Genomic DNA, 25,335 nt, shown 5'->3' with positions numbered 1-25,335 from the left:
GGTGATTGTATGACTAAAATAAAAAATATTCCTTTTGGTTTAACACTTGAAGAAGTCAATCTTAGAAAAAGTCAAAACCAAGTCAACGTATCCTCACAATCTAATTTAAAAACACCGTGGAAAATAATTCGTTCGAATCTTTTCACGTATTTTAATATGCTTTTAGCAATCATAGCTGCCTTACTGGTTAGTATTGGTTCCTTTAAAAATTTATGGTTTATCGTCATTGCTTTAATCAATACATTAATTGGGATTATTCAAGAATTTAAAGCACGATCTACCATTCAAAAACTATCTTTAATATCTGATTCAAAAGTCAAAGTTATCAGACAAGGTATTGAGTTAGAAATCAATGTAGAAGATGTCGTTTTAGATGATGTTTATAAACTTGAGGCTGGTAGACAAATTATTGCCGATTCCCTTGTTATTGAAGGGGCAATTACAGTCAATGAAGCCAATTTAACTGGTGAATCAGATTCCATTGCCAAAGAAGTTAATGACCATTTACTTTCAGGAAGTTTTGTGGTTTCTGGGGAAGCCTATGTTAGAGCTACCGCAGTTGGTAAAGACAATTATATTGAAACCTTACAAACTAAAGTTAAAACTTTATCAAAACCTAAATCTGTTATCTTAAATTCCTTAAGAGGCCTATTAAAAATTATTGGTATTATTATACTACCCTTAGGATTAATGACCTTTTATAATGCTTTTTTAAGGTCATCATATGATTATTTACCTGATTTCATTCAAAATTCAGCCCTTTATCAAGAAGCTTTAATATCTATGGCTGGTTCCATGGTCGCTATGGTACCTTCAGGTTTGTTCTTATTAACAACCATGACATTTGCGACCTCTGTCATTAAACTTGCCAAACATCATACCTTGGTTCAAGAACTCTATTCTATTGAAACATTGGCTAGAATTGATACCTTGTGTTTAGATAAGACTGGAACCATTACTGATGGGACAATGTCAGTAGACTTCTTAGAGATGATTGAAAATCCAATATACACCATAGAAGATTATACCGAAAAAGAAATTAAAAATATCATTTCAACCATGAACTATGCTTTAAATGATCAAAACCAAACATCCCAAGCTTTAAGAGATTACTTTGGAGAGAAAAAGAAGTACAATGTTGTACAATCACTTGATTTTGATTCTATGAACAAATATTCAGTGGTTGAATTTGAAGGTGGTATTTACGTTTTAGGGGCACCTGAGATGATACTATTAAAACAATATTCAAAAATAAAAAAACAAGTGGAAAGATACGCAGCTCAAGGAAAAAGAGTTTTATTATTGGCTGAAAGTGAACGTCTAAAAGAAGAAAAAATCAATGGTAAAATCAGACCTATAGCCCTGATTATCTTAAATGATAACATTAGAGACTCAGCCATAAAAACCATAAATGACTTTAATGAATCAAAAATCACCGTTAAAGTTATTTCTGGGGATAATGCGATGACAGTTTCTGAAGTTGCTAGAAGAGCAGGGGTTTTAAATGCAGATAAATATATTTCATTAGATGGAGTTCCCGATGAAGAACTCGTTAATATTGCTAATGACTATAATATCTTTGGACGTGTTACACCAAATCAGAAAAAACTTTTAATTACCCATATGCAAGATAAAGACCATAAGGTATGTATGGTTGGTGATGGTGTCAATGATATCTTAGCCTTAAAACAAGCAGATACTTCAGTTTCACTGGCTAGTGGGACAGATGCATCAAGGAATATATCCCACTTTGTTCTTATGGATAATAATTTTGCGACCATTCCTAAAGTCATTAAAGAAGGTCGTCAGATTGTTTCAAATATGGAAAAAGCATCCGTTTTATATTTGGTTAAAACCTTATATACCATTATATTAACCTTTATTCTTTTAATGACTGATAATATATATCCTTTCCAACCTATTCAATTGGTGGTTATTGAAACCTTTATTATTGGTGTACCTTCTTTCTTTATAGCCTTAGAATCAAATAATCAACAATTTAAAGGTAACTTCTTAGTGAATGTCTTTAAAAACGTACTACCTGGTGCCTTAATTATTATCGGTAACCTTTTAGGAGTTTATATATTTGCATCTTTCTTCCAGTTTGAAACCAATGGAAATATTAATCAAATGATATCAACAGTTGGTATCATCGCTGCGACATTTGCTTATTGGTTGGTCTTAGTCAATGTAACGACACCATTGAATAAACTAAGAACACTGGTTATAGCCCTGTCGTTTATTACTTCAGCTTTATCATTCATCATCTTTAACGATATTTTAGGTTTATACCCATTAGACACATCCAGTGTTTTACTAATGTTATTATTAATGGAAACAACTTATATCTCATTCTCAATTTACAGAAGGTCATTGATTAAGTTTTGGCCATAATGGTATAATTAAATTGAATTTGTTATAAATAATTAAGGGGAGGTCATTATGTATCAAATATTACATGTTTCTGCAGAAGTTTCACCTTTTGTTAAAATAGGTGGTCTTGCGGATGTTGTTGGATCATTACCTGGGGAAATCAAAAGATTAAGAGGTAGTGAAGTGAGAGTTATCTTACCACTTTACAAAAGCATTCCTAGCCACTTCAAGAAAGCCATGGAAGATGAAGTTAAATTCACCATTCAATTAGGCAATGAAGAAGATGTCTATGTAGGCATCAAATCCCTTAAAAAAGGTAATATTTTATATTACTTTGTTGATAATGAATTTTTCTTTGGATCTAGAGATAATATTTATAATTATGGAGATGAATCAAAACGCTTCGCTTATTTTCAACTGGCAGTATTAGAGAGTTTAAAACATTTGAACTTTATTCCTGATATTGTTCATGTACACGATTGGCATACAGCCATGATTCCATTACTATTAAAAAGACGTTACCCAGAATACCACGCAAAATCAGTATTAAGTATTCATAATCTAGCCTATCAAGGCATATTCCCATTGCAAGATTTTCAACTATTCTCAATAAACTATACACCTGAATTTGAATTTGAAGGTTTCTTAAACTTCCTAAAAACCGGTATAGTTACAGCGGATATATTAACCACTGTATCCCAAACATACGCCAATGAAATCAAAACTGATTATTTTGGTTATGGCATGCAAAATTTATTAAAAATGAGATCACATGATTTACATGGTATTGTCAATGGAATTGATTATACAGAATTCAATCCTCAAAATGACAAGCTTATAGAAGCTAATTTTGACTTTTCCAATTATAGACAAGGAAAAATCAATAATAAAAAAGCATTATATCAAAAATTAGGCGTCAATTTTGATCCTAAAAAACCTTTAGTGTCGATTGTATCTAGACTTGTTAGCCAAAAGGGGATTGATTTAATACAAAGAGTCTTTTCAGAGATGTTATCAATGGATGATTTTAAATTTGTTGTATTAGGATCTGGTGAATCTTTATATGAAGAATACTTCCAAGAACTTGAAAAAGATTTTCCAAATAAAGTTAAAGTCTATATAGGATACTCTAATGAACTAGCTCATCAAATTTATGCATCTTCAGATATATTCTTAATGCCATCTAAATACGAACCATGTGGATTAGGACAAATCATTGCTTTAAAATATGGGTCTATACCTCTTGTAAGAGAAACAGGTGGCTTGGTAGATACCATCACCCCATACAATGAATTTAATTCTTCAGGAAATGGTTTCTCTTTTACCAATTTTAATGCCCATGATATGATGCATGTCTTAAGGTATGCTATTCACATATACCAACACAACAAAGAAGCTTGGGACCATATTGTTAAAGAAGCCATGATTTCTGACTTTTCATGGAAAACATCAGCTAAAGAATACCGCAAACTTTACAAAAAAATCTTATAAGGAGACCAAAATGAAAATTCTTTCAATCATTTTAGCAGGTGGTAGAGGCTCAAGACTTGATATTCTATCAGAAAAAAGAGTAAAACCTAGTGTTCCTTTTGCAGGTAAATATCGAATCATTGATTTTACCTTAAGTAATTGTACCAACTCAGGTTTATATGACATTGCCATATTAACCCAATATTTACCTTTCTCTTTAAACGACCATATTGGATCAGGTAAACCATGGGACTTAGATAGAAGAGACACTAAAGTGACCCTTTTACAACCCCATAATGAATGGTATTTAGGGACTGCAGATTCTGTTAAGAAAAATATTCATTATATAGAAAAAGGTAATTATGACTATGTATTAATCCTTTCTGGTGATCATATCTACAAAATGAACTATATGAAAATGATTAGAAATCATATTGAAAACAAGGCAGATTTGACCATAGGATGTAATGTGATAGAACCTAAAGATGCCCATCATTTTGGGATGATGAAAACCAATGAAGAATTAAGAATTATCGATTTTGTTGAGAAACCAAAAAATTCAGACTTGACCCTAGCTTCTATGGGTATTTATGTCTTTAATAAAGACGTATTACTAAACTATTTACAATCCATGGATGAGAAAGACCTTGACTTTGGTAAGCACATCATTCCTAAAATGGTCTCAGAAGCCAATGTCTTTGCCTATAAATTCCAAGGTTATTGGAAAGATGTTGGAACCTATGATGCTTATTTAAACACCAATTTAGGTCTGATAGAAACTGTGGATAAAATTCAATTAGATATGTATGATCCTAGTTGGAAAATATATACAAGATCAGAAGATATGCCAGCAGTTAAAATTGGTTCAAAAGCTAAAATTAATCAAGCTTTAATTTCCAATGGGTCAATTGTAGCAGGTGAAGTAAAACGATCAGTGATCTCACCTGGTGTAACCATTCATCCTTTGGCTAAAGTTTCAAATTCAGTCATTCTAAATGATGTAGAAATAAAAGCAGGTGCCATTGTCGATAATTGTATTATTGACAAACACACCATTATTGAAGAAGGAGCTATGGTAGGTTTTGGTGATGATTACACACCAAACAAAGAAAGACCAGACCTCTTAACTTCAGGCATTACAGTCATTGGAAAACATGTTAAAGTACCTAAAAACATGGTTATAGGAAGAAATGTTAGAATTTTCGGCCATCTTGATTTAGATAAAGAAGAAGAAAATATCATCTATTCAGGCTCTACAATTCAATAAGGAAAAGTCCTTTAAGTAAAAAAACTTAAAGGACTTATTTTTTAACTTTAAATATTCTTTCCAACAAGGCTGTAAAATCATCATTACTCGTCTTAGAATGAGCTATTTCTCTAGCTTCTATAGGTCTTTTTGTAATAAAACCATCCACATCAGCATTGACACCTATGACAATTTGATTTTCGGTATCAACTGTCCAAGCATAGACCCTTTTTCCATGATGATGGATGCGCTTAACAATAGAAGGATCACGATCAATAATCGATATTCTTAAAGCAAAGTGGTCGATATCATCTGAATAAAATAAAGGATCAATTTGCCCATAAAAATCTGATACTAAAAGAATGGTTTCTAAATTTGGATTAAGCTTCTTAAAACGTTTCAGCTGATTGACATCAAAAGACATAATTTTAACATGGTTTTCCATCTCATATGCTTCTATGAGTCTTACAACCTCAAGTTCAATAATCCTATTGTTAGTTTTCATATCCATAAAAGCCACAGTCCTACCAGCGATTAATTGAAAAGCTTCTTCCAAAGTAGGTATTTTTTCACCAGAAAAATCATCAGAAAACCATGAACCAGCTTCATATTTTTCTATGGTTTCATAATTGATGTCTTTAACGTTTAATTTAATATCAAATTGAGTTGTTCGAATTAAAGTATCATCATGTAAAAGAATAGGTATATTATCTTTTGTTCCCTTAACATCAAATTCAACCGCATCAGCGCCTTGATTAATGGCTAAATCTAAGGCAGCTAAAGTATTCTCGGGGGCTTGCATAGACGCTCCTCTATGGGCAATGATTTCTTCCTGTTTCAAGATTTGGAACCTATCTTCAGTATCACTAACACTTGAGGATATAGAGGCTATATTAAATGCAAAGACTATAAGGAAGGCAAGAATACTAAATGAAATCAGCCATTTTTTGTCCATTTGTTTTTGATTAGCATAAGTCTCGATATTTAAAGTCATTGTTTCATTGGACTGGTAATAAATATGGGAAATAAGACTTATATTTAAAGGAATAATAATGGCCGAAAAAACAATACCAATAATCCAATAAATACTATACATAGAAGTAATAATGATAGAATAAATGACATTAGAACCATGTATAATCCCAATAATCTGGCTGGCAATAAATAAAATAAGTCCATAAATAATAATTAAGAATAAGTTTAATATCACGTTTAAAGATAAAAGGAGTATAAAAGTCTTTATTCTCTTTTTAGATAAGGTTAAACGTGAATGAGTGAAAGCATCCTTTATAGTAGAAGACCTATGGATTAGACTATGGGTAAAAAAGATTATTTCAATAAATATCCAAAGTAAAAACAAGTAAATAGCCAAAATTAATCCAATGGATAGATTGATGGATTGTAGATCAATAATAATGGATTCAGGTAGGCTAATCGAAGAAGTAAATAAAAAGATTTGACCAAATTCAAAAACAATAAAAAATATAATAATAGCCAATAAGATAAAAAAGTGATATTTCCTTAAAAGTAAAAAGTACTTAGAAAAAGCCCTTTTAAAAAATAAGATATAAGGTGATTTATTTTGCTTTTTTGCATCATCAACTAAAATAGTGATAAGGACATATTCCAATAAAAGATAAACACTAAAGATGAATAAGAATATAAAGGCAATGATGATAGTAGATGGCTGCTTTAAATAATCAATTAATTGATTGTTGCTGATGTAGTTAAAACCAGAAAGTTCAAGAGAATAATAAAAACCAATTCTAAAGAGAGGATAAATGACTAAAAAACCCATAACTTTGATGAATAACTCAACAAAGATGAGTTTTTTAATATCAAAAAAGATTAGAGAACCCATTGATTTAAATAAATCTCGCATAAAACATCTCCTACTTATATTTTATCATATGGATTGAAGGGATGCTAAAAATATAAAAAAAAGTGCCCTAAAGGCACTTAATTATTTAATGGTGCTCCTACCTAGAATCGAACTAGAATTTCAGCATTACCATTGCTGCGTTCTACCATTAAACTATAGGAGCATTAAACTATAAACATTATATATAAAAAGATAAAATTTGGCAAGTAAAAAAACTTAAATATGATTAAATATTTACATTAGAAGATATATCACATATAATAAATAATGACAGGAGGATATTTATGTTAAAAATAGAAAATGTATCAAAGTCATATGATGGCAAAAGAAAGGCTATAAATAATATAAATTTAACCATTCAACCTGGTGAAATTTATGGTTTTATAGGACATAATGGGGCTGGAAAAACAACCCTATTAAAATCCATAGCAGGAATATTAAGTTTTGATGAAGGTGAAATTTACATTCATAACTATTCAATCAAAAAACAGGCTTTAGAAGCCAAAAAATTAATGGCTTATATTCCTGACAATCCTGACATCTATGAATCCTTAACCGCAAGACAATATTTGGATTTTATTGCTGATGTATTTAATATTGAATTAGACCTAAGAAATCAAAAGATTCAGGAATATGCTAACATGTTTGAAATGGCTGAGAAACTAAACGATCCTATCTCATCATTTTCCCATGGTATGAAACAAAAAACAGCTATTATGGGAGCTCTAATTCATGATCCAAAAGTCTTATTACTCGATGAACCATTTGTAGGTTTAGATCCTAAAGCTGCCTTTTTGTTAAAAGAAGTATTTCATAAACTATGTGAAAAAGGTACTTTAATATTCTTTTCAACCCATGTATTGGAAGTTGCTGAAAAATTGTGTCATAAAGTAGCTATTATTAAAAACGGTGAAATTGTAACCAATGGTGAAACAAAAACTGTAATTGAGGATAACTCACTAGAGAATATATTCATGGAGTTATTAAAAGAATCATGATGTACTTTAAATTATTAAAAGTTTTTCTAAAAGAAAATTATTCCTTAAAAAGACTCTTAGGTTCATCCGCAAAACAAAGTAAAACAAAAACCATTCTATTATCAATTTTACTAATTTATGGTCTAGGAACGATTTTATTTTCATTTGGTTTTTTATTTTTTGAAATGGGAAAAATATTTAAAGAAACAAACTCACTGGATTCTTTATTGACCTATATTTTTATGTATTCTACCTTTTTATCAGTCTTTTTTGTCTTAATTAGGGCGGGTTCATATTTATTTAATTATAAAGATTATGATTTTTTAGGTTCTTTACCTATTAAAAATGAAGTTGTCGTGGCTGCTAAAATCTCTGTAATGATGGTTATGATATATATATCTGTATACATTGTGACAGCCCCAATGATATTCTCTTACCTATATCATCATGGTTTTTCATTATATGCATTGATTGTTATATTGTTGTCATTAATATTTATTCCAATCATTCCGATGATCATCTTTTCTTTTATCTCATTACTGATTACATACCTGCTTAATAAACTTGGGATTAACAAAATTTTTAATATTATCTTAACCTTCTCTTTATTATTAGGATATATGTATTTTGCCTTTAGTTTTAGCGCTGATGGAGCTAATCCATTCATGGGTCAGGCAGAATTCTTAGACAGTGTTAGTCAATATATACCGACAGTTAAGTTGTTTTTTAATGCAGTAGCAAATCAAGATATATTAGCTTTTTTGATTTTTGTGGTCATTAATCTTGCACTATTGCTTATTTTCATTTTTGCTAGCAAAGATTTAATCAATAAAACCAATCAAAATCAAACTAAATCAATTAGAAGAAGAAGACACAGTGGCAAACTAAAGCAACGTTCAGTTGTTGAAGCATTGATTGCTAAAGAAGTAAAGAAATTTTTCTCAGTAAATATCTATGTAATGAATACAGGTTTTGGACCGGTATTAATGTTTATTGGGGGTGTCTTATCCTTCATATATGCTGGAAAAATTGAAGATTTTGCAAGTCAAATGATAGGTTTAGATTTTAATATTGAATATATCTTATTGATTTTTGTAGGATTCCTCTTATCAACAGTCTATACTTCAGCCATTTCTTTATCTTTAGAAGGTAATAATTTTTGGTTACTAAGATCCTTGCCAATTAAAGCAAAAACCATTATGTTATCAAAAATGTTGTTTAATGTACTTGTTGGCTTACCATTTGCGATTTTTTTAACTGGAGCCATCAGTTTTTCATTATCCTTTGATTTTTTAACCATAATTTTAATGATGGTCCTTATTAGTTCTTTTTCATTTGCATCCTCTATTTTAGGTTCAATTATTAACCTTTACTTCCCTAAATTTGAATATAAAAATGAAACAGAAGTTGTAAAACAATCTATGGGAGCTTTTTTAGGAATGTTTGGAGGCTTAGGACTCACCTTTATTTTAGGTTTAATCAAAGCCTATGTTTTAGATTCAATAGACATTAATTTAAGTCTTTTAATATTGTCATTATTGAATATGCTTGTCTTCTACGGAGGCTACCAATTCATCAATAAAAAAGCTGAAAGCCTTTTCATTAAGTTTTCATAAAAATAAAAGTGAATATAGGGCTATATCGTTTGATATTTGCCCTTATCTTTGATATAATTTATACGGTCAAAATCAAATATGATTATAATAAGAAAGGAAGCAATTATGAGTAAATTTGTTTATTTATTTAAAGAAGCAAACCAATCGATGCGTAACTTACTTGGTGGTAAAGGTGCCAACCTTGGTGAAATGACTAGTTTAGGTTTACCTATCCCTCAAGGATTTACAGTATCAACTGAAGCTTGTACAAGATATTACGAAGATGGCAAAAAAATTAATAAAGACATTGAAAAACAAATCTTTGAAGCTTTAGCAGAAACAGAAAAAATCGTTAACAAAAAATTTGGAGACAACAGCAATCCATTCTTAGTATCAGTACGTTCTGGAGCGAGAGCTTCAATGCCTGGTATGATGGATACTATTTTAAACTTAGGTTTAAATGATGAAGCCGTTGTTGGTTTGGCAAAACAAACTGATAACGAAAGATTTGCCTATGACTCATACAGAAGATTCATTACCATGTTCTCTGACGTTGTTATGGAAATTAACAAAAGTAATTTTGAAAAAATCTTTGACGCTAAAAAAGAAGCAAAAGGTATTGAATTAGACACTGATTTAACTGCAGAAGATCTTAAAGATATCGTTGAAGCTTTCAAAGTTAAATACAAAGAGTTGAAAGGTCAACCATTCCCACAAGATCCAAAAGAACAATTAATCTTAGCTGTAGAAGCAGTATTTAGATCATGGGATAACCCAAGAGCTCAATACTACAGAAGAATGAACAACATTCCTTACGAATGGGGTACAGCAGTTAATGTTCAATCAATGGTATTTGGTAATATGGGAGACACATCAGGTACTGGTGTTGCCTTTACAAGAAACCCATCAAATGGAGAAAAAGCACTTTATGGAGAGTATTTATTTAATGCTCAAGGTGAAGATGTTGTTGCTGGTATCCGTACACCAAAACCTATTTCTGAATTGGAAAAAGACAATCCTGCTATTTACAAACAATTCTTAGAAATTTCTTCTAAATTAGAGAATCATTATAGAGATATGCAAGATTTAGAGTTTACTATTGAAAGAGGAGAATTATTTATTCTTCAAACAAGAAATGGTAAAAGAACAGCACAAGCTGCTTTAAAAATTGCTATTGACATGGTTGAAGAAGGCTTATTAACTGAAAAAGAAGCAATTTTAAAAGTTGAACCTTCTCAATTAGACACTTTATTACATCCACAATTTGATCCAGAAGCCTTAGCAAAAGCTGAAGTTATTTCAACTGGATTAAATGCTTCACCTGGTGCTGCTACTGGTAAAGTTGCTTTCACTGCTGAAAGAGCTACAGAAATGGCTGCTAACGGAGATCAAGTTATTCTTGTAAGAGAAGAAACTTCACCAGAAGATATCGAAGGTATGGCTGTTGCTCAAGGTGTTTTAACTGCTCGTGGTGGTATGACATCTCATGCGGCTGTTGTTGCTAGAGGTATGGGTACATGCTGTGTTGCTGGTGCTCATGAAGTTAGAGTGAATGAAGAAGAATTATTCTTTACTGTCAATGGTAAAAAATATAAAGAAGGAGACTATATCTCATTAGATGGTACTACTGGTAAAATCTACGGAGAAAAAGTTAAAACTATAGAAGCTACTGTAAGTGGTGATTTTGCTAAATTAATGTCATGGGCTGATAAACACCGTGCATTAAAAGTAAGAACCAACGCTGACAACAAACGTGATGCTTCACAAGCTTATGAATTCGGTGCTGAAGGTATTGGTTTATGCCGTACTGAACATATGTTCTTCGAAGGTACAAGAATTAAAGCTGTTCGCGAAATGATTGTTGCTAAAACAGTGGAAGAAAGAGAAAAAGCTTTAGCTAAATTATTACCTATGCAAAGACAAGACTTTATCGAATTGTATGAAGCAATGCAAGGTCATCCAGTAACTATTCGTTACTTAGATCCACCTCTACATGAATTCTTACCTACAGATAAAGAAGATATCATTGACTTAGCAAAAGACCTTGGAATCACATTTGATGAATTGAACGCTACCATTAATGAATTACATGAAACTAACCCAATGTTAGGACATCGTGGTGTAAGACTTTCAATTACATATCCAGAAATCGCTGTTATGCAAACAAGAGCTGTCATTGAAGCTGCTATTGAAGTTAATAAAAAAGGACTTAATGTTGTTCCTGAAATTATGATTCCATTAGTAGGTGAATTAAAAGAGTTAAAATATATTAAAGAACGCGTTGTGAAAACAGCTGATGAAATCATTAAAGCTGCTGGAGTAGAATTAAAATACTCTGTAGGTACTATGATTGAAATTCCTAGAGCTTGTTTAACTGCTGAAGAAATTGCTAAAGAAGCTGAATTCTTCTCATTTGGTACCAATGACCTAACTCAAATGGGCTTTGGTTTCTCAAGAGATGATGCTGGTAAGTTCTTAGCAGACTATTACAAGAAAAACATCTTTAATGAAGACCCATTCGCACATGTAGACCAAAGAGGTATCGGTCGCTTAATGCAAATGGCAGTAGAAGATGGACGTAAATCAAGACCTGATATTAAATTAGGTATTTGTGGAGAACACGGTGGAGATCCTAGATCAGTTGAGTTCTGCCATAATATTGGTTTAACTTATGTTTCTTGTTCACCATTTAGAGTGCCAATCGCAAGATTAGCTGCTGCACAAGCAAACATTAAAAACCCAAGAAAATAATGAAACTTTAAGCGGACAAATTGTCCGCTTATTTTTTTCTAATAATCTTCCGTATATTGAAATCATTCACAATCCATGATATGCTAATCAAAAAAAATGAGGCCTTTATGAGTGAATATTCAACAACCGGTGTCTATGAAATAATTTCTGACACACAAAAAAAACAATCAATCAAACTAATCAAGGATTATTGTATTTCTCTTATCCGTGTTTTTACCCTTTGGTAGCCACAATTACTATCTAGCTTATCATATCAAAGCTATTGTCCAAACAGGTGTCGCAATCTTGATTATTTTATTTATGCCAACTTTATTTATGGTGATATTTATATCAATTTTATGACTTACATTGTATCTGAAGGATTAACTTACCTATTCTGGTACAAGGTAAAAGATGGTTATGACTTTCCTTTATACAATCCTAACAAAGCAATAATTCCCGAAAAAAAGAAAGCCATTTTACTAGCATTTTTACTAGCAATTGGTTCTCACCACTTTTATTTAGGCAACTTTAAACGTGCCTATTTTGAATGGGGCTTTGCAGGCATTATATTGACAATAAATTTAATATTTAGGATCATTCCTATATTATATATTAGCCTAAATTTTATCATGTTAGTGGTTGTCATCGCATGGTTAGAAGGCTTTTGGATGCTTATCAAAGATAAAAACTTTAAAAGATTTTTTGCCAAGTAGTTGACATAAAGACTAGCCTATTTTATAATGAAATTGTACTTAATTGGTTGGAAGTTACCCACCCGCGACGCACAGTTTTTTGAAGGGAGTCGAGCTTATACTGGTGTTGAAAGCCTATTCGTTTAGGAATCCTAAAGGTATAAGAAGAGATGCCCACTTAGTTAGTAGATGTAGTCTGCTAGGGTAACTTCCAACTGCTTAAGTACTTTTTATTGGAGGAAAACATGTTAAGAGTTATTGCAGGTAAGTATAAGTCCAGAAAACTAAAAGACGTTAAATCAAATTTAACTAGACCCACCACAGACAAAAATAAAGAAACCATTTATAATTCTGTTGGTCAGTTCTTTGAAGGTGGGGCTTGTCTTGATTTATTTGCTGGAAGTGGTTCGCTCGGTATAGAAGCCCTATCTAGGGGAATGACTCACTGTGACTTTGTGGACAAACAATATTCAGCCATTAAAGTCATAAAAGAAAATATAAAAGTTTTAAATCTCGATGAAGAAACCATGGTATACCAAAAAGATGCTTTAAGTTTTCTAAATTCAACGAGTCAAACCTACGATTTAATTTTAGTTGATCCGCCTTATAAGTTAGATGCTTATCAAGATATATTAGATGTGATTTCAAGTAGACACTTACTTAATAAACATGGTATAATTGTCATGGAATCTGATCATTTAAGAGAAGTTGACCCAAAGAATGATTTGATTAAAATCAAGGAGAAGAAATTAGGCCAAAGTAAAATTAGTATTTTTGAAAGGACATAATAATGAGAATTGGATTTTATCCAGGATCTTTTGATCCTATTACCCTAGGACATCTTGATATTATTACAAGAGGTGCCAAATTATTTGATAAATTATATATAGCAGTATCATATAATCCTAATAAAAGAACCACTTTTACAACAGAAGAAAGAATAGATCTTGTTAAAGAATGTGTGAGTGATTTAGATAATGTTGAAGTCATAGAATCACAAAAATTAACTGTGAATCATTGTTTAGAAGTTGGTGCAACCCATATACTTAGAGGTTTAAGAGCTGTTACGGATTATGATTATGAATTTCAAATGACCAATTTTAATCACGAAATTAATGATCAAGTTGATACTGTCTTTTTAATGACCCAGGGAAAGTATTCATTCTTATCATCATCATCAGTTAGAGAACTCGCTGGCTTTAAAGGTGATGTTAGTCCTTTTGTTCCTGAGAACGTGGTAAAAGCTATTAATAAGAAATTTAATATTAAATAAAAATAAATAGTTTTTTTTCTTTACAAACTGACCATAATCTATTATAATATTTATTGCGTGTGACTCGGTAGCTCAGCTGGATAGAGCAACGGCCTTCTAAGCCGTCGGTCGGGGGTTCGAATCCCTTCCGAGTCGCCATATAGATATTTTAAAGTCAGTACACTGGCTTTTTTTTATTGGCCTGGTAGCTCAGCAGGATAGAGCAGCGGCTTCCTAAGCCGTCGGTCGGGGGTTCAAATCCCTTCCAGGTCGCCAATGGCCCGGTAGCTCAGTTGGATAGAGCAATAGCTTCCGGAGCTAAAGGTCGGGGGTTCAAATCCTCTCCGGGTCGCCAAATAAACAGTCATTTTTATGACTGTTTTTATTTTTTCTTTTCTTATCTAAAGAGTGACCATATGTTATAATAAATATATAATAAAACATTTATAAAGGAGCTATATTTTTATGAAAAAATATTGGTGGCAAGACGCTATCATTTATCAAATTTATTTAAGAAGTTTTCAAGATTCTAACCATGATGGTATAGGAGATATACAAGGTATCATTCAACGTTTGGATTACTTGAAAGATTTAGGTGTTAATACCCTATGGATTTCACCACATTATGATTCTCCTATGGATGATAATGGCTATGATGTTAGAGATTTTTATAAGGTAAGTCAAGATTATGGAAGCATTGATGATTTTAAAGAACTCATTCAAAAAGCTCATGAAAAAGATATAAAAATTATTACTGATTTGGTCTTAAATCATACATCTGATGAACATCCTTGGTTTTTGGCTGCGAAAGACCCTAGTCACCCTGACCATAAAAAATTTCATGATTATTATATTTGGCATGAACCCAAATATAATGATGAAGGTCAAAGAACCTTACCTACAAGGTGGATATCATGGTTTGGTGGACCTGTATGGGAATATAATCAAGCAACCGATGAATATTACCTACATATATTTTCGAAAAAAATGCCAGATTTGAATTGGCGTAATAAATCCATGAGAGAAGATTTAAAAACCATGATCAAATGGTGGGTTGATTTGGGTATTGATGGATTTAGGGTAGATGCGTCCAACCACTTAGAGAAAAATTGGGATTTTCCTGATGGACAACCAGGTTATGAACATTTTTCTTCTTTAGCCAAACACCATGAATATTTAGAGGAATTAGGCACAGAATTATTTATTCCTAATAACTTAATGACCATTGGTGAATCAGGTGGGGCGAAAAAAGAAGAAGCCTTACAGTATGCTGGTTTTGATGGTAAGGAATTTAATATGCTTATTCAATTTGGACATTGCTGGGCAGATACAGACCCAACCAATACTATAACACCAGGTAAATGGGCAAAAGGAAAGATAAATTTAGTCCATATTAAAGAAAGTTTCTCTCATTGGATTGATGTCTTTAAAGGGAAAGGTTGGAATACTATTTATTGGCATAATCACGATATGCCAAGAATTGTATCACATTACGGTAATGATTCAGATTATCATGAAAGAAGTGCAAAAATGCTTGCTTATGCCTTATATTTATTACCTGGAACCCCAATTATTTATTATGGTGAGGAAATAGGTATGACCAATGTTGATTATCAAAATCTAAATGATTTTAGAGATGTTGAAGTTTTCACTGAATATGAAAACTTTATGAATAATGGAGCAAGTCACCAAACAGCCATGCAAGCTTTAAGGGATAGATCAAGAGACAATGCTCGTAGTCCTATGCAATGGGACGATTCTTTGTATGCTGGATTTAGTCATCACCAACCTTGGATGAATGTTAATGGCAATTATAAATCTATTAATGTAGAAAAACAAATGAATGAGGAACAATCCATCTTTCATACATATAAAAAACTCATTCAATTAAGAAAAGATCAAGACTTAGCTTATGGCGAATGTAATTTTATTAAACTTAAAGACCCTAATATTTTTGCCTACAAAACCAAGGGAAAAACTGCTGATTATTTAGTCATAGCTAATTTTAGCAGTCAGACAATTGAACAAAGCATTAAAATACCTAAGCAAGCAAAAATGATTTATCAAAATATTGATAAATCAAGCATCAAGAAAGATTCTTTAATTGCTTATGAAGCAAGAATTTACCAGATAAATCATTAAAAATTTCTTGTAAAATGAAAACCCTTTATTTATTTTCACGAAAGTTTACTTTAAGCCGTGTTTTTTAGTCCTTGACCTTGCATAATTGACTTAAAATGTGGTAAAATTAAAGATGTAAAATATAAGAGAAGAAGGAGAGAATTATGAAAAAAATATTTACCTTAATGCTTTTTGGTTTAGCAGCTATAGCTCTAATAGGCTGTTCATCTGATGAACCAACAAATACAACTGAAGGTGATTCAACCCAACAGACAACTGAAACACAAGTGCCAACTTATACAGAAAAACAAGAAAATCCATATATCGATGGTGGAAATATTGTTATTTGGGTAGGGGTAGAATCTGAAGAGTTTTACCAAGGTGTCGTCAATGATTATATTGATGAATACAACGCTAACCCTGCGTATCCTTATTATTATCCACACACTATAGAAGTTAGAGCTGTTGATGGTGGTACTGCAGCTGGTGTATTCCTAGATGACCCTGCAGCTGGTCCAGATATTTTATCTGTAGCACATGATAATTTAGGTCGTTTAATTGCTGGTTCACCTGCAATTTCGCCAATTACTGACCAAACTCTATTGAATCAAATCAATAGTCAAAATACTGAAGAAATCGTTAAAGTTATTACTGGTGATTCTGAAGGTGTTGATTATGTATTTGGTGTTCCATATGAAGCTCAATCTTTAGTTCTTTATTACAATAACAAGTATTTAAATGAAGAAGATGTTAAAACATGGGAAGGTATATGGGCTAAAGCAAAAGAATTAAATAAACAAGCTGTTGCTGTAACAGGTATTGATGGATTCAACAACTCATTCTTAGTTCTTTCTTCATTTGCAGAAACAGGTGAAATGCCTGTATCTATCTATGAAGGAGGGGTTTTAACCAACACTGAACTTGTTAATGATGGAATGATATCAATTATGAAATGGGGACAAAGATTCTTCTCTGATCCTAATGGTGCTGGTGAAGCATCTGACTCAGGTTGGGAAGTTGACTTAGCTAATGAAGCAATCTTATCGATTGTTGGTGGTTCATGGCATTTTAATGCAGCTACTTCAGCTTTAGGTGAAAACTTAAGTGTTGCTGTACTTCCTACTTATACTTTAACTGCTGATGATGTTTATGGTACTATTGAAGCTGGAACTGTTATGCAATCAGGGACTTTTGCTGATGCAAAGATGTTTGTTATGAACAAAAGAAGTCCTTATTTACAATTCTTACAACCAATTTTAACTTATATGACTGAAAAGAGTATTCAAGAAGCATCATTCTTAGAAAATGGTACACTTCCTGCATACAAAAATGCTATAACTGAATTTGATGGTATGAGTGGCGATGATATTTTGACTCTATTAGCTGTATCTCAAATCAAAATGTTCGAGCATGGTATCCCTCAACCATTTGGTGTAGATGCTCGTTATAATTTCTATTATTATCAAAAACAAGGTCCTGAAAAATTATTCGATATTCTTGTGAATACTGATGGAGCTTTTAGTACAGATGCTGAAATTATAGCTCAAATGGAAATTGTAGAAGCAATTTGGAGAAACAATAACTAATAAAATAAAAAGGGTATAAACTGCTGCTTATCATTAGCAGTGGTTTTTACCATTTATAAGGGAGAAAGTTTATGATTAACAACAATCAACAAAATAATAAGAGTTTTATCAACAAAGTCGCTGATAAGATTGTTTCTTTCTTTAAAAAAATCATTCAATTTTTTATTGGCTTTTTCAAAGGCATCTACATAGGCATCAAATCTTTTCCTAGTAAAATGGTCAAACTAGGAAAGTTCTTAGCAGAAAAATGGAATGGCTTTTTTGAAAGATTTAAAGATGGTGATTTAGGGACAAAGTTATCTCATATTTTCATGGGCTTTGGTAACATTTATCACAAACAAATAATTAAAGGACTTATTTTCTTAGCTATTCAGGTAGGATTTTTATTCTTATTCTTTTCTAATCCTGTAATTAATCGCTCTGAAAGAGTCGTTTTTGATCCAGTGACTTTTGTACCTATTGGAACTGAGGTTATAGATCCAGGAACACCTTTAGGTTATAAATCATTGATTAACTTAGTTACTTTAGGAACCAATCCTGGTGAAGGGGCTTCAGGGGTTAGAGCCGCAGATAATTCAATGTTAATGTTGTTATTTGGGGTGTTTATGATAGCCATCATCATTGTAATGATTTATGCATGGTTGGCCAATATCAAAAGCGCATATAAAGTTCAAAAAGATTTAGAAAACGGAAAAAAACGGAAAACATTTATAGAAGATTTAAAAGATTTACTTGATACTAGATTCCATATATTATTATTACTACCTACCCTAATAGGTGTTTCTTTGTTTACCTTAATACCAACCATCTTCATGATACTGATTGCCTTTACTGATTGGGGTAAAGGGATGGTGGCTGGTTCTCAGCTTTTCTCTTGGGTAGGATTTGATAATTTCTTAGCTGTATTTGAATCTTCAAGTGAAATAGGTCTTAATTTTATACCAGTTCTAACTTGGACCCTTGTATGGGCATTCTTTGCCACATTTACCAATTATATTGGCGGTATATTACTGGCTTTATTAATTAATAAACATGAAATTAAACTTAAGAAAATATGGCGAACTATCTTCGTTTTAACCATTGCATTACCACAGTTTATTACTTTATTGGCAGTTAGACAATTAATATCTACTGCTGGACCATTTAATGAATTATTACAAAGCATTGGTATTCTTAGTGAACCTATGGCTTTCTTAGATAGGGCTGATTCAGTGACAACTGCCAGAATATCAGTCTTAGTCATTAACTTATGGATTGGTGTACCATACACCATGTTAATGACCAGTGGTATATTAATGAATGTGCCTAAAGACACCTATGAGGCTGCTCAAATTGATGGTGCTACTAAATTTCAAGCCTTTAGATTTATTACTGTACCTTATATTGTATTCGTGACAACACCATACTTAATTACCAGTTTTATAGGTAACATCACCAGTTTCAACATCATCTACCTCTTAACAGGTGGTGGACCACGAGGAGAGGGCTATGCTGGTGGTACAGACTTGCTCGTCACCTGGTTGTTTAAAATGACCATTGACCAGAAAGATTATAATGTTGGTTCGGTTATCGCAATCTTTACCTTCATTATCACAGCTTCTGCGACCTTACTCACTTATCGAAGAAGTAAAGCTTATAAAGAGGAGGATACCTTCCAATGATGGATAAAAATGTAAATCAAGCTCATCAAGATCCTCAGCTTCATGCTGGCATGAAGGACTCTAAAAATAAAATGCCTAAACAAAGAAACTATAAACAAGAGAAAAAAATAAAGTCTATACTATCGACATCTCTTGCTTATGCTGTATTATTAACTTTAGTCGTCATATGGTTGTATCCAATTCTATGGATTGTATTACATTCTTTTAGAGAAGAGTATAACAATTTAGGTGGGTTGGTAGGGATTGTACAATCAAATTACTTCCCTAAAAACTTTGGCCTAGGCGTATATAAAGAATTATTTACCAATACTTTATTTCCACGCTGGTTCTTAAATACATTAATGGTTGCTATTGGATCCTTTATTATTTCCACATTCATGCAACTATCTGTCGCTTATGTTATGAGTAAGATTAAATTTGGAAAACGTAAATTACTACTTAATGTAGCGATTATTTTAGGCTTGTTCCCTGGATTCATGTCAATGATTGCTGTTTATTTTGTTTTAAAAGCATTTGGATTGACAGGATCACTTTATGCATTGGTTCTTGTCTATTCTGCAGGTTCAGGTTTAGGATTCTATATCGCTAAAGGGTTTTTTGATATTATTCCGAATTCTCTTGTAGAAGCCGCTAAAATCGATGGAGCATCCAATGCAAGAATATTCACAAGCATTATTTTACCAATTTCAAAACCAATCATTATCTATACAGCATTAATGACTTTCATAGGACCATGGATGGACTTCATTTTTGCAAGAGTAATTCTAGGTATAGATAATACTGAAAATCATACTGTGGCTATTGGTTTGTACGATTGGATGTACAGTTCACAAAATGACTCCAACACCTTTACATTATTCGCTGCTGGATCGGTTATTGTTGCCATTCCAATTGTAATATTATTCTTATCATTACAACGCTATTATGTTGAAGGTGTAACTTCAGGATCTGTTAAAGGTTAATTCATGACAAAAAAGATTTTTATTTTAAGTCTATTTATCTTGATATTTACCCTTATATCTTGTGGGCAAGACCAAATAATAACGGATATGCAAACCACAGATATTCCAATCACAGACATTCCAACCACAGAAATAGTGACTACTCAACCCATCTCAACGGAAATATTAACCAATGAAATGGGTGAATACATCCTAGAAGAAGGGCTTGTTCCAAAGATGATAGAAGATAACTACAGAGTTTACTATGAAATTTTCCTTGGCTCTTTTTCTGATAGTAATCAAGATGGCTTTGGTGATATACAAGGAGTCATTAATCGATTAGACTATCTAAATGATGGTCAAGCTTCATCAGGTGTAAGTCTTGGTGTAACAGGCCTATGGCTGATGCCAATCATGCCTTCTCCAAGTTATCACAAGTATGATACAACCAATTATCTTTCAATAGATCCAGTTTATGGAAATATGGATGATTTTGAAAACCTAGTATCAGAAGCCAATCAAAGAGGCATTGATATCATTATTGATTTGGTATTAAACCATACGTCTAATCAACACCCATGGTTTAAAAACGCTTTAAATGCTTATAAAGAGGGTGATTTAGATAATCCTTATTTAGAGTATTATGTTTTAGTTACAGAAGAGGAAAAATTGCCAAATAGAACCTATCATCATTTCTATGGAGAACTTTACTATGAAGGTAACTTTTCATCAAGTATGCCAGAACTTGATTTAGATAGTCTATTGGTAAGACAAGAAATTCAACAAATTATTGAATTTTGGTTTAATAAAGGAATCAAAGGTTTTAGACTAGATGCTGTTAAATATCCATATTATGAAGAACACCAAAAGAACATTGATTTTTGGAATTGGTTTATGGACCAAGTCTATATGCAAAGATCAGATGCCTATGTTGTTGGTGAAATGTGGGACAGTGATGAAAATATTTACCCTTACTATGAGCCTTTTAACAATTTTGATTTTGGTTTTTCTCAATTAAATGGTGCAGTATCTATGACAGTTAAAAACCTTGAAACAGTCAATGATTATGTAAGATATTTAGACCGCTATAAAAACAATGTATTGAAAGTCAATCCTCAAGCAATTTTACAACCCTTCATATCCAATCATGACATGAATAGGGCTGCGGGTTTCTTAATGGTTGATGAATATGCCATGCATATGGCTGCTAATCTATATATCTTAACTTATGGAACACCTTTTATTTATTATGGTGAAGAAATAGGTATGTTAGGATCGAGATCAACTGAAAATACCGATGCTAATCGTCGTTTAGCCATGTATTGGGGTGATGGTGATAGTGTTACAAACCCAATTGGTTCAACTTGGACCGTAGATAGACAAATTAATGGTTCAGTCCAAGATCAAATAGGTGATCCTAATTCATTATATAATCATTATAAGAAGTTGATTATGGTTAGAAATGCCCACCCTGAAATCGCTAGAGGCCAATATACCTTGATTGATTTCAGTGAATTGATTACTTTTGGGGGATTTTTAAGCACTTATGGAGATTCCACGGTTGGTGTTTTTCATAATACTGGTTTTGGTCAAGTCACTATTGATTTAAGTCAATATACAGATTATGAGTTTTCTCAATTATCTGCTTATCTTGGCCAGGCACAGGCATCACTGGATGGACAAACATTAACCATTGGACCAAGAACATCCGTAGTATTAAAATAGTCAAAAATATACATGAAAAATGAAAATACATTAATAAAGCAGCTAGTCAATCTAGCTGCTTTTTATTGATGTGTATTATCTTCTGAAAAAGAAAAGAATATTATGGAATAAAGAAAAAAGAGATAAATTCAATTTGAAATTTATCTCTTTTAATTATAAGATTTTGTTAATTATTATATATCAAGCTAGAAAATTCTTATTCTACAATTTCAGTGCTATATAAGATTAAAGTATCATTTGCTTGAAGTTCAATTGATGTTCCACCAGCATAAGTATTTAAGATATCAAATGTGTAGTAAGTATTTCCGTCATCTGTAATTGTTTTAAGTTCAGCTGCTTCAAGACCTAATACTAAATTCCAAGTCGTATCTCCGTGTAAATTATAAGTACGAGCTTCTTTACCATTATTATGGATGACATAGGTTGTCTTCCAATAATCATTAGGATCTCTTAAGATAAATGCAACAATACCATCTTGCCCATCATTCAAAACAGTGATTTGATTATCAACTTCAGCCTTTGTAGATAATCTAAAGACATCTTTAGCTTTTCTTAAAGCAATCATTGTTTGATAATATTCAAAGGTTTCAAAATAATCTACTTTCCATTGCCAATCAATTTGATTGGTTTCATCAGGTGAACGGTAAGAGTTATGATCATATAGGTTCTGGTAGTCACAAGTATTACCACCTAGTACACAAGGTTTAGTTCTCATGATTTCAACACCCGAATGCAAGAAAGCAATACCTTGAGATGTAAGGATAATACCATTAGCTTGTCTTTGCATTCTTTCTATTTGATCAATGGTTAAATCATCGGTACTTAACATAAGCTTATCATAAAGCGTATTATTATCATGTGCTGTAACGTAATTGACCATTTGTGTAGGAATTCGATTTTCTCCTCCTACAACAGCATATATGATACGATTATCATAATTATCATTTGGGTTAGAATATCCTTGGACAAATCCAGGAGCAGTAGCGCCCCATACAGTACCTTTGATAGCATCTCTTGTATTGTCATTAAAGATAGCAACACCAGGCATTTGATTTAAAGTGTTTTTGTATGCAGATTCGCTATCTGGTAACAAGCTGGTTCCACCAGTCCATGGTTCACCAAAAATCATGATGGTAGGATCAATGGCATGTAAGGCCTCAACAATGGCATTCATCGTATCAAGATCATGAAGTTTCATCAAGTCAAATCTAAAACCATCAATATTATATTCTTCAGTCCAAAATAAAAGTGAATCTACCATATATTTTCTAACCATAGAACGTTCCGAAGCAGTTTCGTTTCCGGTACCTGAACCATTTGAGAAAGTACCATCAGAATTCATTCTAAAATAATATCCAGGAAGAATTAAATCAAAATTAGAATCAGCTGATTTACCTGTATGATTATAAACAACATCCATAATGACTCTAATATCATTGTTATGGAAGGTTTGAACCATTGTTTTTAACTCTTCAATTCTAACATGACCGTTATATGGGTCAGTAGAATAAGAACCTTCAACAACATTAAAGTTTTCAGGCATATAACCCCAATTAAAGATACCATCATGGATACCATAATAAGATTCATCATTTAATCTTGTTTCATCAATGATACCGTGGTCAAATATTGGGACAAATTGAACATGGGTAACACCTAAATCAATGATGTGATCTAAACCTGTGGTAACACCACTATAGGTCGTTCCTCGTTCAGTCAATCCTAAGAATTTACCCCTATAAGCTTCCGTGCCATTCCAAGATTCATGACTTGTTAAGTCCCTAACATGGAGTTCATAGACAATAGCGTCTGTATATGAATTCATAGTATTAGGTCTAGATCCATAAATCCAACCATTAGGATTGGTAGAAGAGAAATCAACGACCATACCACGCTTGCCGTTAACACCTGCAGAATAAGCATAAGGATCCATAACTTCATATCTTGATCCATCATTGTTGACAGTGAAAGTGTAATAAACACCATCTAAATCTCCCTCAACTGTAACTTCAAAAACACCTTTTTCAATTCTTGTCATCGCAATCGAATCATAAGGGTTATCGACACCTTCAAAACCATCATAATCGATTTCACTTGCTGTATGACCCTTAGAATATAGATTTAATGTCACTGACTCAGAGATAGGTGCCCATAGTCTAAATATCGTTTGACTAGGACTATAAATAGCGCCTAATTCACCATCGTAATAGAAAGCTTCATCAAATGTTTCGCTATCGTAAAAACCATCAAAACGTATTAAAGATTTTTTAATGTTTCCATTACCAAAATCAATTTCTAAATGATATCTTTGATTTAAATCTACGACTTCATCAATCATAATGACACCAGCAGTCCCAGACATTTGGAAAGAAGAAAGGGTTATTTCTACATCGTTCTTTAAAATTTTAACTTGTGATTCTACAACACTTGTTGTTGATGTAAACTCGATTTCAGATTCATCTGTAAATTGAACAAAGTTAATACGATCGCCTAAATCAACTTCATCAGCATCATAGTAAATTTCTTCAGTATTTTGTACTAAATACACGTGAACATTTCCTTCCTCATCGACATTACTTAAGTCAATGAACCGATCAATACCAATATCTTTTTTCGACCAAGAAGGTAATTGAGCAACAATGACACCAATGGTGGTTGAACCAGCAATAGGACTAGTTGCATAATCAATTTCTAAATAGACTCCATAATCATCCGTTTGAGTTAAATTATATTGTTTTCCATCACCACTATCTGGAATATGAGGCCATATCCAAAGTGACCAAGGGCTATAATCATCATCAAAACGATAATAATGGACAATGACTTTATTAATAGCTGAAACAGGTTCAGTTGTCGGTTCATCGGTTGGTGTTTCAGTTGTAACTTGAGTGGTTGGCGTTTCTGTTAAAGCTTCTGTTGTTGGCTCTTCGGTAGTATTAAGACTTGTTGTTGGTTCATTCGTCGTAGGATCTACAGAGCATGACAAGACCATAAAAGCTAAAGTAAACATGAAAGCTCCCGTCAATATTTTTTTAAACATATTTTCCTCCTATATAATATTTTATTTTACTATTATATTAT

Annotated in this window: 16 protein-coding genes and 4 tRNA genes; 17 read left to right on the top strand and 3 right to left on the bottom strand. The window is 32.3% G+C overall.

Going from position 1 to position 25,335, the window contains the following annotated elements; translation table 11 throughout:
• The first annotated feature begins 9 nt into the window (after positions 1-9).
• From HF295_RS02015 to HF295_RS02005, 3 genes are read left to right on the top strand one after another with little or no spacing between them, the layout of a single operon-like run.
• Positions 10-2,394 carry an HAD-IC family P-type ATPase gene (locus tag HF295_RS02015; protein WP_312032177.1) on the top strand — a complete coding sequence of 795 codons (2,385 nt, stop codon included), beginning with the start codon at positions 10-12 and terminating at the stop codon, positions 2,392-2,394.
• A 48-nt stretch (positions 2,395-2,442) separates the two neighbouring features.
• Positions 2,443-3,864, top strand: coding sequence for a glycogen synthase (locus HF295_RS02010; RefSeq protein ID WP_312032176.1), 1,422 nt, complete (start codon positions 2,443-2,445; stop codon positions 3,862-3,864).
• Between the two features lie 10 nt (positions 3,865-3,874).
• Positions 3,875-5,110: a glucose-1-phosphate adenylyltransferase family protein gene (locus HF295_RS02005; RefSeq protein WP_312032175.1), complete on the top strand. Its 1,236-nt coding sequence runs from the start codon at positions 3,875-3,877 to the stop codon at positions 5,108-5,110.
• Positions 5,111-5,144: 34 nt separating this feature from the next.
• Here HF295_RS02005 and HF295_RS02000 read toward each other — a convergent pair whose 3' ends face one another.
• Positions 5,145-6,971 carry a glycerophosphodiester phosphodiesterase family protein gene (locus HF295_RS02000; RefSeq protein ID WP_312032174.1) on the bottom strand — a complete coding sequence of 609 codons (1,827 nt, stop codon included), beginning with the start codon at positions 6,969-6,971 and terminating at the stop codon, positions 5,145-5,147.
• Positions 6,972-7,060: 89 nt separating this feature from the next.
• Positions 7,061-7,134: transfer RNA gene (locus HF295_RS01995), tRNA-Thr, on the bottom strand.
• A 121-nt stretch (positions 7,135-7,255) separates the two neighbouring features.
• On the opposite strand from HF295_RS01995, the gene HF295_RS01990 reads away from it, so the two are divergent.
• The 14 genes from HF295_RS01990 (at position 7,256) to HF295_RS01925 (ending at position 22,254) form a co-directional block, all read left to right on the top strand.
• Positions 7,256-7,969 (top strand): ABC transporter ATP-binding protein, encoded by a 714-nt coding sequence (locus HF295_RS01990; protein ID WP_312032173.1) that lies wholly within the window; start codon positions 7,256-7,258, stop codon positions 7,967-7,969.
• On the top strand, positions 7,969-9,564 hold the full coding sequence (locus HF295_RS01985) for a putative ABC transporter permease subunit (RefSeq protein WP_312032172.1): 1,596 nt from the start codon (positions 7,969-7,971) through the stop codon (positions 9,562-9,564). Before HF295_RS01990 ends, HF295_RS01985 begins: the two co-directional genes overlap by 1 nt.
• A gap of 105 nt (positions 9,565-9,669) precedes the next feature.
• Positions 9,670-12,294: a pyruvate, phosphate dikinase gene (gene ppdK / locus HF295_RS01980; protein ID WP_312032171.1), complete on the top strand. Its 2,625-nt coding sequence runs from the start codon at positions 9,670-9,672 to the stop codon at positions 12,292-12,294.
• 338 nt (positions 12,295-12,632) lie between these two features.
• On the top strand, positions 12,633-12,989 hold the full coding sequence (locus HF295_RS01975) for a hypothetical protein (protein WP_312032170.1): 357 nt from the start codon (positions 12,633-12,635) through the stop codon (positions 12,987-12,989).
• A gap of 224 nt (positions 12,990-13,213) precedes the next feature.
• Positions 13,214-13,756, top strand: a complete 543-nt coding sequence (gene rsmD / locus HF295_RS01970; RefSeq protein WP_312032169.1) for a 16S rRNA (guanine(966)-N(2))-methyltransferase RsmD — start codon at positions 13,214-13,216, stop codon at positions 13,754-13,756.
• A 2-nt stretch (positions 13,757-13,758) separates the two neighbouring features.
• A complete protein-coding gene (coaD, locus tag HF295_RS01965; RefSeq protein WP_312032168.1) occupies positions 13,759-14,241 on the top strand; it encodes a pantetheine-phosphate adenylyltransferase in 483 nt (160 codons plus the stop codon).
• Positions 14,242-14,302: 61 nt separating this feature from the next.
• A tRNA-Arg gene (locus HF295_RS01960) sits at positions 14,303-14,379 on the top strand.
• A gap of 40 nt (positions 14,380-14,419) precedes the next feature.
• Positions 14,420-14,496, top strand: a tRNA-Arg gene (locus tag HF295_RS01955).
• A gap of 2 nt (positions 14,497-14,498) precedes the next feature.
• A tRNA-Arg gene (locus HF295_RS01950) sits at positions 14,499-14,575 on the top strand.
• A 110-nt stretch (positions 14,576-14,685) separates the two neighbouring features.
• A complete protein-coding gene (locus tag HF295_RS01945; RefSeq protein ID WP_312032167.1) occupies positions 14,686-16,362 on the top strand; it encodes an alpha-glucosidase in 1,677 nt (558 codons plus the stop codon).
• Between the two features lie 143 nt (positions 16,363-16,505).
• Positions 16,506-17,927 (top strand): extracellular solute-binding protein, encoded by a 1,422-nt coding sequence (locus tag HF295_RS01940; RefSeq protein WP_312032166.1) that lies wholly within the window; start codon positions 16,506-16,508, stop codon positions 17,925-17,927.
• 71 nt (positions 17,928-17,998) lie between these two features.
• Positions 17,999-19,588 carry a carbohydrate ABC transporter permease gene (locus tag HF295_RS01935; protein ID WP_312032165.1) on the top strand — a complete coding sequence of 530 codons (1,590 nt, stop codon included), beginning with the start codon at positions 17,999-18,001 and terminating at the stop codon, positions 19,586-19,588.
• A gap of 71 nt (positions 19,589-19,659) precedes the next feature.
• Positions 19,660-20,550: a sugar ABC transporter permease gene (locus tag HF295_RS01930; RefSeq protein WP_376739679.1), complete on the top strand. Its 891-nt coding sequence runs from the start codon at positions 19,660-19,662 to the stop codon at positions 20,548-20,550.
• A 3-nt stretch (positions 20,551-20,553) separates the two neighbouring features.
• Positions 20,554-22,254: an alpha-amylase family glycosyl hydrolase gene (locus HF295_RS01925; RefSeq protein ID WP_312032163.1), complete on the top strand. Its 1,701-nt coding sequence runs from the start codon at positions 20,554-20,556 to the stop codon at positions 22,252-22,254.
• Positions 22,255-22,450: 196 nt separating this feature from the next.
• Here the strand turns inward: HF295_RS01925 and pulA are convergent, their stop codons facing one another.
• Positions 22,451-25,294, bottom strand: a complete 2,844-nt coding sequence (gene pulA, locus HF295_RS01920; protein WP_312032162.1) for a type I pullulanase — start codon at positions 25,292-25,294, stop codon at positions 22,451-22,453.
• Between the last annotated feature and the right edge of the window lie 41 nt (positions 25,295-25,335).

The sequence above is a fragment of the Hujiaoplasma nucleasis genome (genome assembly GCF_013745115.1).
In the GTDB taxonomy this organism is placed as follows: Bacteria; Bacillota_I; Bacilli_A; order Izemoplasmatales; family Hujiaoplasmataceae; genus Hujiaoplasma; species Hujiaoplasma nucleasis.
This window is presented reverse-complemented; position numbering and strand designations above follow the sequence as displayed.

What these genes read in the sequence shown, in the direction of transcription:
- HF295_RS02010 (WP_312032176.1), top strand. Translation starts at nt 2,443, where the DNA reads ATGTATCAAATATTACATGTTTCTGCAGAAGTTTCACCTTTTGTTAAA.
- HF295_RS02005 (WP_312032175.1), top strand. Translation starts at nt 3,875, where the DNA reads ATGAAAATTCTTTCAATCATTTTAGCAGGTGGTAGAGGCTCAAGACTT.
- HF295_RS01935 (WP_312032165.1), top strand. Translation starts at nt 17,999, where the DNA reads ATGATTAACAACAATCAACAAAATAATAAGAGTTTTATCAACAAAGTC.
- HF295_RS01990 (WP_312032173.1), top strand. Translation starts at nt 7,256, where the DNA reads ATGTTAAAAATAGAAAATGTATCAAAGTCATATGATGGCAAAAGAAAG.
- HF295_RS01975 (WP_312032170.1), top strand. Translation starts at nt 12,633, where the DNA reads ATGACTTACATTGTATCTGAAGGATTAACTTACCTATTCTGGTACAAG.
- coaD (WP_312032168.1), top strand. Translation starts at nt 13,759, where the DNA reads ATGAGAATTGGATTTTATCCAGGATCTTTTGATCCTATTACCCTAGGA.
- HF295_RS01925 (WP_312032163.1), top strand. Translation starts at nt 20,554, where the DNA reads ATGACAAAAAAGATTTTTATTTTAAGTCTATTTATCTTGATATTTACC.
- HF295_RS02000 (WP_312032174.1), bottom strand. Translation starts at nt 6,971, where the DNA reads ATGCGAGATTTATTTAAATCAATGGGTTCTCTAATCTTTTTTGATATT.
- HF295_RS01945 (WP_312032167.1), top strand. Translation starts at nt 14,686, where the DNA reads ATGAAAAAATATTGGTGGCAAGACGCTATCATTTATCAAATTTATTTA.
- HF295_RS01985 (WP_312032172.1), top strand. Translation starts at nt 7,969, where the DNA reads ATGTACTTTAAATTATTAAAAGTTTTTCTAAAAGAAAATTATTCCTTA.
- HF295_RS01930 (WP_376739679.1), top strand. Translation starts at nt 19,660, where the DNA reads ATGCCTAAACAAAGAAACTATAAACAAGAGAAAAAAATAAAGTCTATA.
- rsmD (WP_312032169.1), top strand. Translation starts at nt 13,214, where the DNA reads ATGTTAAGAGTTATTGCAGGTAAGTATAAGTCCAGAAAACTAAAAGAC.
- HF295_RS01940 (WP_312032166.1), top strand. Translation starts at nt 16,506, where the DNA reads ATGAAAAAAATATTTACCTTAATGCTTTTTGGTTTAGCAGCTATAGCT.
- pulA (WP_312032162.1), bottom strand. Translation starts at nt 25,294, where the DNA reads ATGTTTAAAAAAATATTGACGGGAGCTTTCATGTTTACTTTAGCTTTT.
- ppdK (WP_312032171.1), top strand. Translation starts at nt 9,670, where the DNA reads ATGAGTAAATTTGTTTATTTATTTAAAGAAGCAAACCAATCGATGCGT.
- HF295_RS02015 (WP_312032177.1), top strand. Translation starts at nt 10, where the DNA reads ATGACTAAAATAAAAAATATTCCTTTTGGTTTAACACTTGAAGAAGTC.